At 74.3% G+C, this 8260-nt stretch carries 4 protein-coding genes and 1 riboswitch; all 4 genes read left to right on the forward strand.

Going from position 1 to position 8260, the window contains the following annotated elements:
* The first annotated feature begins 10 nt into the window (after nt 1–10).
* A riboswitch (cobalamin riboswitch) is annotated at nt 11–152 on the forward strand.
* A 128-nt stretch (nt 153–280) separates the two neighbouring features.
* Nucleotides 281–1246 carry a cobalamin biosynthesis protein gene (locus EBH09_RS07890; protein ID WP_121746334.1) on the forward strand — a complete coding sequence of 322 codons (966 nt, stop codon included), beginning with the start codon at nt 281–283 and terminating at the stop codon, nt 1244–1246.
* A 31-nt stretch (nt 1247–1277) separates the two neighbouring features.
* Entirely contained in the window at nt 1278–2810 is a 1533-nt protein-coding gene (locus EBH09_RS07895) for a cobyric acid synthase (RefSeq protein WP_121746335.1), read from the forward strand.
* Entirely contained in the window at nt 2807–6460 is a 3654-nt protein-coding gene (gene cobN / locus EBH09_RS07900) for a cobaltochelatase subunit CobN (RefSeq protein WP_121746336.1), read from the forward strand. The genes EBH09_RS07895 and cobN overlap by 4 nt, the downstream gene beginning before the upstream one ends.
* The coding region (locus EBH09_RS07905; RefSeq protein ID WP_121746337.1) for a putative cobaltochelatase at nt 6457–8260 on the forward strand (1804 nt) is incomplete at its 3' end. The genes cobN and EBH09_RS07905, both read left to right, overlap by 4 nt.

Raw genomic sequence — 8260 nt, forward strand, 5'->3', positions numbered from 1 at the left:
CAGGTTGACGGGTGTTCGCGGGCCGTGGTGGACTGCCGGAGCCAATACGGCGGCAGGAGAGGAAGCCCGGTGCGAATCCGGCGCGGTCCCGCCACTGTGACCGGGGTACAGCCCCCGGAAGCCAGGAACTCTCACCGCCGGTCTCTTCTAACCAGGGCGCGGACACCCTGAGTGAGGACATATCGCCATGCGCGGCTGCGGTTCCAGGCACAGCGGTCCCGGGTACACCGGTTCCGGGCCCACCAGCGACACGCTCTCCCGCCCCGCGGCCGGTTGAGCCGTGCGCGCCGAACGCGTCTTCGCGTACGGCGCCGCCGCCGGCCTTCTCGGTGACCTCCTCCTCGGCGACCCGCGCCGCGGACACCCCGTCGCCGCGTTCGGCCGTGCCGCCGGTGCCGTAGAACGGGTGCTGTGGCGGGACCACCGGGGCTGGGGCGCGCTGCACACCGCCGTGTGCGCCGGAGGCGCCGCCGCTCTCGGAACGGCCGCCGCACGCGCCGTACGCCGCTCCCCCGCCGCCTCCGTCGCCCTGACCGGCGCCGCCACTTGGGCCGTCGTCGGCGGCACCTCGCTCGCCCGTGAGGCCCGCGCGATCGGCCGTGCCCTGGAGGCCGGCGACGTCGAGGCGGCCCGGGCACGGCTGCCGCACCTGTGCGGGCGGGACCCCCAGGCGCTGGACGCCGACGGGATCGCCCGGGCCGTCGTGGAGTCCGTCGCCGAGAACACCTCGGACGCGGTGGTGGGTGCCCTGGTGTGGGGCGCCGTCGGCGGAGTGCCCGGACTGCTCGGCTTCCGGGCCGTGAACACCCTGGACGCCATGGTCGGCCACAAGTCGCCCAGGTACCGGCGGTACGGCTGGGCCTCGGCCCGCCTCGACGATCTCGCGGGCTGGCCGGGCGCCCGGCTGACCGCCGTACTGACCACCGTGGCCGGCGGCGACCCGCGCGGCGCCGTACGGGCCTGGCGCGCCGACGCCGCACAGCACCCGAGCCCCAACGCCGGTCCCGTGGAGGCGTCGTTCGCGGGCGCCCTGGGCGTACGGCTCGGCGGAACGCTCTCCTACGGCGGGCGGGTGGAGCACCGGCCCGTCCTCAACGGGGCGGCGGGACGCGCCGTCCGGGCCGGTTCCGGCGACATCGACCGGGCCGTCCGTCTCTCCCGGCGCGTGGGCTGGCTGGCGCTCGGCGTGTGCGCGGGCGCGCGGCTGCTCGCGCGCGGGGCCGTCGGGAAGGGACGTACGTCGTGAGCGGTCGCCTCCTCAAGAAGGGACGTACGTCATGAACGGTGGCCTCCTCGTCGCCGGCACCACCTCCGACGCCGGCAAGAGCGTCGTCACCGCCGGGATCTGCCGCTGGCTGGTGCGGCAGGGCGTCAAGGTCGCGCCCTTCAAGGCGCAGAACATGTCGCTCAACTCCTTCGTCACCCGCGAGGGCGCCGAGATCGGGCGGGCGCAGGCCATGCAGGCCCAGGCGTGCCGCGTGGAGCCGACCGCGCTGATGAACCCGGTGCTGCTCAAGCCGGGCGGCGAGCGCAGCAGCCAGGTCGTGCTGCTCGGCAAGCCGGTCGGCGAGATGAGCGCCCGCGGCTACCACGGCGGGCGGCAGCAGCAGTTGCTCGGCACCGTGCTGGACTGTCTGGCCGAGCTGCGGGGCACGTATGACGCGGTGATCTGTGAGGGGGCGGGCAGTCCGGCCGAGATCAACCTGCGCCGGACGGACATCGTGAACATGGGGATCGCCCGGGGTGCCGGGCTGCCCGTCCTGGTGGTGGGCGACATCGACCGGGGCGGGGTCTTCGCCTCGTTCTTCGGGACGGTGGCGCTGCTCGCGCCCGAGGACCAGGCGCTGGTCGCCGGGTTCCTCGTCAACAAGTTCCGGGGGGACGTGTCGCTGCTGGAGCCGGGGCTGGAGATGCTGCACGGGCTCACCGGGCGGCACACGTACGGCGTCCTGCCCTTCCGGCACGGTCTCGGCATCGACGAGGAGGACGGGCTGCGCGTCTCCCTGCGGGGGACCGTGCGGGAGTCGGCCGTCGCGCCGCCGGTCGGCGAGGACGTGCTGCGGGTCGCCGTCTGCGCGATCCCGCTGATGTCCAACTTCACGGACGTGGACGCGCTCGCCGCCGAACCCGGTGTCGTGGTGCGGTTCGTGGACCGGCCGGAGGAGCTGGCCGACGCGGACCTCGTCATCGTGCCGGGGACGCGCGGGACGGTCCGGGCGCTTCGGTGGCTCCGGGAGCGGGGGCTCGCGGACGCCATCGCGCGCAGGGTGGCCGGACAGCGGCCCGTGCTGGGCATCTGCGGCGGTTTCCAGCTGCTCGGCGAGCACATCGAGGACGAGATCGAGTCCCGGGCCGGGCACGTGGACGGGCTCGGACTGCTGCCCGTGCGGGTGCGGTTCGCCCGCGAGAAGACCCTGACCCGGCCGGTGGGCGAGGCCCTCGGCGAGCACGTCGAGGGGTACGAGATCCACCACGGGGTCGCCGAAGTCACTGGGGGCGAGGCGTTCATCTCCGATGACGAGGGACACAGCCTGGACGGCTGCCGGGTCGGCCAGACCTGGGGCACGCACTGGCACGGATCGCTGGAGTCGGACGGCTTCCGGCGGGCGTTCCTGCGCGAGGTGGCCGCCGCCGCGGGCCGCCGCTTCGTGCCGGCCCCCGACACCTCGTTCGCCGCGCTGCGCGAGGAGCAGCTCGACCGGCTCGGCGACCTGATCGAACACCACGCGGACACGGACGCGCTGTGGCGGCTCATCGAGTCCGGCGCGCCACAAGGACTGCCCTTCATTCCACCGGGAGCGCCCGCATGAGCACAGTGTTGTTGTTGTCGACCGCCGACACGGACCTCCTGGCGGCCCGAGCGTCCCAGGCCGCCTACCGGATCGGCAACCCGACCCGGGTCGACGTGACGGAGGAGCTGCCGGGGCTCGTCGACGGCGCGGACGTCGCCGTCGTACGCCTGCTGGGCGGCAAGCGCGCCTGGGAGGACGGGCTCGCCGCGCTGAAGGCCGCCGGTGTCCCGACCGTCCTGCTGGGCGGCGAGAGCGTGCCGGACGCGGAGCTGATGGCCGAGTCGTCGGTGCCGGCCGGGGTGGTGGCGGAGGCGCTGCGCTACCTCGTCGAGGGCGGGCCCGCCAACCTCACCCAGCTCGCCCGGTTCCTCTCCGACACCGTGCTGCTGACCGGCGAGGGCTTCGACGAGCCGGAGAAGATGCCGGAGTTCGGCGTCCACGGCTCCCGGGCCTTCGTGGAGGGGCGCCCGACGGTCGGCGTGCTCTTCTACCGCGCCCACCAGCTGAGCGGCAACACCGCCTTCGTCGACACGCTGTGCGACGCGATCGAGGCGCACGGCGCCAACGCCCTGCCCGTGTACTGCGGTTCGCTGCGCGGCGCGGACCCCGGACTGTACGAGCTGCTGGGCCGGGCCGACGCCCTGGTCGCCACCGTCCTCGCGGCCGGCGGCACGCACGCCTCGCAGGCCTCGGCCGGCGGCGACGAGGAGGCCTGGGACATCGGCGCGCTGGCCGACCTGAACGTCCCGGTACTGCAAGGGCTCTGCCTCACCTCCTCCCGCGCCGCCTGGGAGGCGTCCGACGCCGCCCTCTCCCCCATGGACGCGGCGATGCAGGTCGCGATCCCGGAGTTCGACGGGCGCCTGGTCACGGTGCCGTTCTCCTTCAAGGAGCAGGGGCCTGACGACGTACCGGTGTACGTCGCCGACCCCGAGCGGGCCGGACGGGTCGCCGGTATCGCCGTGCGGCACGCGGCGCTGAAGCACAAGGCGAACGCCGACAAGAAGCTGGCGCTGGTCTTCACCGCGTACCCGACCAAGCACTCGCGCGTCGGCAACGCGGTGGGGCTGGACACCCCGGCCTCCGCGGTGCGGGTCCTGGACGCGCTGCGGGACGCCGGGTACTCCCTCACCGACTACCCGTCCGGCGGCGACGAGCTGATCCACCGGCTCATCGCCGCCGGCGGCCACGACGTCGAGTGGCTGACGGAGGACCAGCTGGCGGCGGCGCCCGCGCGGGTGCCGCTGGCCGACTACCGGACGTGGTTCGAGAAGCTGGACCCGGAGCTGCGGGAGAGCATGCGGGAGGCGTGGGGGGAGCCGCCGGGTTCGCTGTACGTCGACGGGGACGACATCGTGCTCGCGTCGCTGCGGTTCGGGAACGTCGTGGTCATGATCCAGCCGCCGCGCGGCTTCGGCGAGAACCCGATCGCGATCTACCACGACCCGGACATGCCGCCGTCGCACCACTACATGGCGGCGTACCGCTGGCTGGACAACAGCTTCGGCGCCGACGCGATCGTGCACATGGGCAAGCACGGCACGATGGAGTGGCTGCCGGGCAAGGGCCTCGGGCTGAGCGCGGGATGCGCGCCGGACGCGGTGCTGGGCGACCTGCCGCTGATCTACCCGTTCATCGTCAACGACCCCGGCGAGGGCACCCAGGCCAAGCGGCGCGGGCACGCGACGGTGGTCGACCACCTCGTACCGCCGATGGCGCGCGCCGACACGTACGGCGACCTGGCCAAGCTGGAGCAGCTGCTCGACGAGTACGCGCTCGTCTCCGACCTGGACCCGGTCAAGGCGCCGGCGGTCCGCGCGCAGATCTGGACCCTGGTCAAGGCGGCGGAGCTCCACCACGACCTGCACGTGGACGACCAGCCGGACGACGACGCGTTCGACGAGTTCGTCATGCACATCGACGGCTATCTGTGCGAGATCAAGGACGTGCAGATCCGCGACGGCCTGCACATCCTGGGCGGCGGCCCGGTCGGCGAGCCGCGCGTGAACCTCGTGCTGGCGGTACTGCGGGCCTCGCAGGTGTGGGGCGGGCAGGCGAACGCGCTGCCGGGCCTGCGGGCCGCGCTGGCCGCGCACTTCGGGCTGGTGGAGAAGGAGCTGCTGGCCGAGCCGGGCGCGCCGGTGAAGGTGCCGGTGGAGCTGACGGACCTGGTGGAGGGGCCGTCCCGCAGCGCCGCCGACGCGGTCGACCTGCTGGAGCAGTTGTGCCGCCGGTTCGCGGAGGGCATGGAGTCCCGGGCGTGGGACACCGCGGCCGTACCGGCCCTGGTGCGCGAGGTGCTGGGCGGCGAACTCCCCGACGCCGTGGCCGTCCTGGAGTTCGCCTGCACCGAGGTCGTGCCGCGGCTCGCCCGGACGACGGACGAGATCGGGCACATCCTGCGGGCGCTCGACGGCGGTTACGTCCCGGCCGGACCGTCCGGGTCGCCCACGCGCGGGCTGGTCAACGTGCTGCCGACCGGCCGGAACTTCTACTCCGTCGACCCCAAGGCGATCCCGTCCCGGCTGAGCTGGGAGGTCGGGCAGTCCCTCGCGGACTCGCTGATCCAGCGCTATCTGAGCGACACCGGCGAGTACCCGAAGTCCGTCGGCCTCACGGTCTGGGGCACGTCCGCGATGCGCACCCAGGGCGACGACATCGCGGAGATCCTGGCGCTGCTGGGCTGCCGTCCGGTCTGGGACGACGCCTCACGCCGCGTCACCGGCTTCGAGATCGTGCCCCCGGCCGAGCTGGGCCGGCCGCGCGTCGACGTCACGGTGCGCATCTCGGGCTTCTTCCGGGACGCGTTCCCGCACGTCGTCGGGCTGATCGACGACGCGGTGCGGGCGGTGGCGGAGCTGGACGAGACCGCCGAGCAGAACTACGTCCGCGCCCACGCCGACGCGGACACCGCCGAGCACGGCGACCGGCGCCGGGCCACGGCGCGCATCTTCGGCTCCAAGCCGGGTGCGTACGGCGCCGGTCTGCTGCCGCTGATCGACGCCCGCAACTGGCGCTCCGACGCGGACCTCGCCGAGGTGTACGCGGTGTGGGGCGGCTACGCCTACGGGCGCGGGCTCGACGGGCGGGCGGCGCGCGGGGACATGGAGACGGCGTTCCGGCGGATCGCGGTCGCGGCGAAGAACGTGGACACGCGTGAGCACGACCTCGTCGACGCCGACGACTACTTCCAGTACCACGGCGGCATGGTCGCCATGGTGCGGCACCTGACGGGGACCTCCCCCGAGGCGTACGTCGGCGACTCGGCCACCCCGGACCAGGTGAAGACCCGGACGCTGGGCGAGGAGACCCATCGGGTCTTCCGGGCCCGCGTGGTCAACCCGCGCTGGATGGCGGCGATGCGGCGGCACGGCTACAAGGGCGCCTTCGAGATGGCGGCCACCGTCGACTACCTCTTCGGGTACGACGCCACGGCCGGGGTCGTGGACGACTGGATGTACGAGAAGCTCAGCGCCGAGTACGTCTTCGACCCGGAGAACCGGGACTTCATGAAGACGTCCAACCCCTGGGCGCTGCGCGGCATCACCGAGCGGCTGCTGGAGGCCGCCGACCGCGGCCTGTGGGCCGAACCGGACGCGGAGACGCTGGAGCGGCTGCGCGCCACCTATCTGGAGCTCGAGGGCGACTTGGAGGGCGACGAGAAGTGAGTACCCCGTTCCCGTTCACGGCCGTTGTCGGCCAGGACGACCTGCGGCTCGCGCTGCTGCTGAACGCCGTCTCCCCGGCCGTCGGCGGTGTGCTGGTGCGCGGCGAGAAGGGCACCGCGAAGAGCACGGCGGTGCGTGCGCTGTCGGCCCTGATGCCGGAGGTGGACGTCGTCTCCGGGTGCCGGTTCTCCTGCGATCCGGACGCGCCCGACCCGGGCTGCCCGGACGGCCCGCACGAGCCGGGGGCCTTCGCGTCCCGGCCGGCGCGCATGGTGGAACTCCCCGTCGGCGCATCCGAGGACCGGCTGGTCGGCGCCCTCGACATCGAGCGGGCGCTCGCCGAGGGCGTGAAGGCCTTCGAGCCGGGCCTGCTGGCCGACGCGCACCGCGGGATCCTCTACGTCGACGAGGTCAACCTGCTCCACGACCACCTCGTGGACCTGCTGCTGGACGCCGCCGCGATGGGCGCCTCCTACGTCGAGCGCGAGGGTGTGTCGGTGCGGCACGCCTCGAAGTTCCTGCTCGTCGGGACGATGAATCCTGAAGAGGGGGAGTTGAGGCCCCAATTGTTGGACCGGTTCGGTCTCACCGTCGAGGTCGCCGCCTCGCGCGAGCCCGACCAGCGGGTGGAGGTCGTACGGCGCAGGCTCGCCCACGACGACGACCCGACCGCGTTCGCCGCGCGCTGGGCCGACGAGGAGGCCGCCGTACGGGCCCGGATCGTGGCGGCGCGGGAGCTGCTGCCCTCGGTGCGGCTCGGCGACGGTGCGCTGCGGCAGATCGCGGCGACCTGCGCCGCCTTCGAGGTGGACGGCATGCGGGCGGACATCGTGATGGCCCGGACGGCGACCGCGCTCGCGGCGTGGGCGGGGCGGACCGACGTACTGGCGGAGGACGTGCGGCAGGCCGCGCTGCTGGCACTGCCGCACCGGCGGCGGCGCAATCCCTTCGACGCGCCGGGGCTGGACGAGGACAAGCTCGACGAGACGCTGGAGGAGTTCGGCGGGCAGGACGGGGACGGGGGCAGTGGGGGGGACGACGACCCCGACCCGGGTCCCGGCGGCCCCGGCGGTCAGCCGGAGCCCGACGACGCCCCGCAGGGCGACGGTGACACCGCCGGGCGGCCCGAGGCCGGGGAGGGCGGGGAGCCGCAGCCTTCCGGCGGCGGTGCCGGTGAGCAGTCTCCCGTACGGTCCGCGGAGCCGTTCCGTACGAAGGTGCTGAGCGTGCCCGGGCTCGGCGAGGGCGCCGCCGGGCGGCGTTCGCGGGCGCGGACCGAGCACGGGCGGACCACCGGGGCCCGCAGGCCCCAGGGCGCGCTGACCAAGCTGCACCTGGCGGCGACGGTGCAGGCGGCGGCGCCGCACCAGCGGGCGCGGGGCCGGTCGGGGCGCGGACTGGTGGTGCGCCGGGACGACCTGCGGCAGGCGACGCGCGAGGGGCGTGAGGGCAACCTCGTGCTGTTCGTCGTCGACGCCTCCGGGTCGATGGCGGCCCGGCAGCGGATGAGTGCCGTGAAAGGTGCCGTGCTGTCGTTGCTGCTCGACGCCTACCAGCGGCGGGACAAGGTGGGGCTGGTGACCTTCCGGGGTTCGGCCGCCGACGTCGCCCTGCCGCCGACCTCGTCGGTGGACGCGGCCGCGGTCCGGCTGGAGTCGCTGCCGACGGGCGGGCGGACGCCGCTGGCGGCCGGGCTGCTGCGCGCCCACGAGGTGCTGCGGGTGGAGCGGCTGCGGGACCCGGCGCGGCGGGCGCTGGTCGTGGTGGTGACGGACGGGCGGGCGACGGGCGGCCCCGAGC

Source organism: Streptomyces sp. E2N166 (genome assembly GCF_003671715.1).
Lineage (GTDB): Bacteria > Actinomycetota > Actinomycetes > Streptomycetales > Streptomycetaceae > Streptomyces > Streptomyces thinghirensis.

Bases quoted from the DNA above. Each gene is read 5' to 3' on its own strand.
- EBH09_RS07895 (WP_121746335.1), top strand. From the start codon at position 1,278: ATGAACGGTGGCCTCCTCGTCGCCGGCACCACCTCCGACGCCGGCAAG.
- cobN (WP_121746336.1), top strand. From the start codon at position 2,807: ATGAGCACAGTGTTGTTGTTGTCGACCGCCGACACGGACCTCCTGGCG.